The sequence below is a fragment of the Synechococcus sp. R55.7 genome (genome assembly GCF_047461955.1).
GTDB lineage: Bacteria > Cyanobacteriota > Cyanobacteriia > Thermostichales > Thermostichaceae > Thermostichus.
In genome coordinates this window covers 1-1,548 of the sequence record NZ_JANSIC010000164.1, presented here as the reverse complement: position 1 = coordinate 1,548, position 1,548 = coordinate 1, and the positions used below count along the sequence as shown (strand labels likewise).

Below are 1,548 nucleotides of genomic sequence, written 5' to 3'. Positions count from 1 at the left end.
TGCAACCATTGATCAAGTGTCGGAAAGTTGGCCAGAACGTCGATAGGAGAACTGGGGCGAGCAGTTGTAGGCAGAGGGGTCGGGATCCCGTCTTGGGAAGGGGCATGGCCAACCGAGGCCTGGCTTGGAGCCGCTTCTGGCCAGCGCTCTTTCTGAATTTTGGGAACCGGTGCCCCCAGAGTTTTAACTTTGCGAAAATCGGAGTTGTGGTCGGGATCCACAACAGGTTTTTGGGCCTCCAGCACCTTGATCTCAGAAATCTTGGTGCCCGGTAATACAATCTGCGTGGCATCGGCACTGCTTTCCCCAGAGGACAAGTAGAAGACTTTTTTCCACTGCGGCTGTGTTTCCCCCTGAAGCCGACCGTACACCACCAGTTGGCTAACTCCCTGCACAGGCAAGCCCCCCAATTGGCTGGCAACTCGATGCAACACCATAGAGCGGCTAAACATCCCCTGCCGTGGGAGATCCACCATGAGGTAAAGGACATCTTGCTTCAGGGCCGAACGGGTTGGCAGGGGGGCCAGGGCCTTCTGCAGAGCCTTGATCAGGGTTTCCACGCTGCGAGCAGCAGATGAGCCAGCCATAAAGTTAGAGTTCGCAAAGTTAAGTTAGAGAGTGAAAAAATGGTCTTGTAACAACTCCAATCCAAGAGGGATCCACTTCTCTCGGCAAAAACGAGTACCCCCTCGCCAGAAGTCAAGGCCTCTGACCTCATCTTGCTGCCTCATTGTGCTCAATCTGCCGGAGTCCGTCAATATACTGAAAGAGCCTGTTACAAACGGGGCTGCCGGCCCATTCTGGGACGGAAGAGGTGGGTGTGGTCAGGGCTGTAGAGCCGCGAGCGGGCAGATCTGGAGCTTGACAAGCCTTTCAAGGCAGGGCTGACGAGATAGAGCACTGTGCGTTCTAAGCCGGCTTGCCGGGTGAGGGCGGCCATCTCGGCCAGGGATCCCAGCCAGATCTGTTCGTCCGGCCAACCCAAGCGATAACAAACGGCAACCGGGGTATCGGCGGGGTAGTGAGCCAGCAGATCTGCCTGCGCTTGTTCTACGTGGCGGGCGCTCAGATATAGACACAAAGAGGCGCGGTGGGCTGCCAGACTGGCCAGGGCTTCTGCTTCCGGTACCTGGGTGCGACCGCTGGCGCGGGTGAGGATAATCGTCTGTACCAACTTGGGTATGGTCAACTCCACCTGCAAACGGGCGGCTGCCAATTGAAAGGCGCTTACTCCCGGCACGATCTCAAAAGGGATCCCTGCCTCCGCCAGCCGGATCAGCAGCTCGTGCAGAGCGCCGTAAAGGCAGGGATCCCCATCCTGCAGCCGCACCACCCGCCGCCCCGCCTTGACCCGTTCCACAATTTGCGGCAGCAGCGTTTCCAGCGTGAAGGAGCGGGTGTCAATGGCCTCAACCCCAGGGCGACAATGGGCCAGCACTCCCTCTGGCACCAAAGAACCTGTGTAGAACACTACATCGGCTTCCGCCAGCAATCTTTGCCCCCGCAGGGTAATCAGCTCCGGATCCCCGGGGCCAGCCCCGACAATGT

2 protein-coding genes are annotated in these 1,548 nt (G+C 58.5%); both read right to left on the bottom strand.

Annotated features, from left to right (window positions below; all coding sequences use genetic code 11):
• Positions 1-587: hypothetical protein (locus NW820_RS09170; protein WP_414407319.1), on the bottom strand; the 587-nt coding region annotated here is incomplete at its 3' end.
• 188 nt (positions 588-775) lie between these two features.
• A complete protein-coding gene (gene cobM, locus NW820_RS09165) occupies positions 776-1,546 on the bottom strand; it encodes a precorrin-4 C(11)-methyltransferase (RefSeq protein WP_414407318.1) in 771 nt (256 codons plus the stop codon).
• Positions 1,547-1,548: the final 2 nt, after the last annotated feature.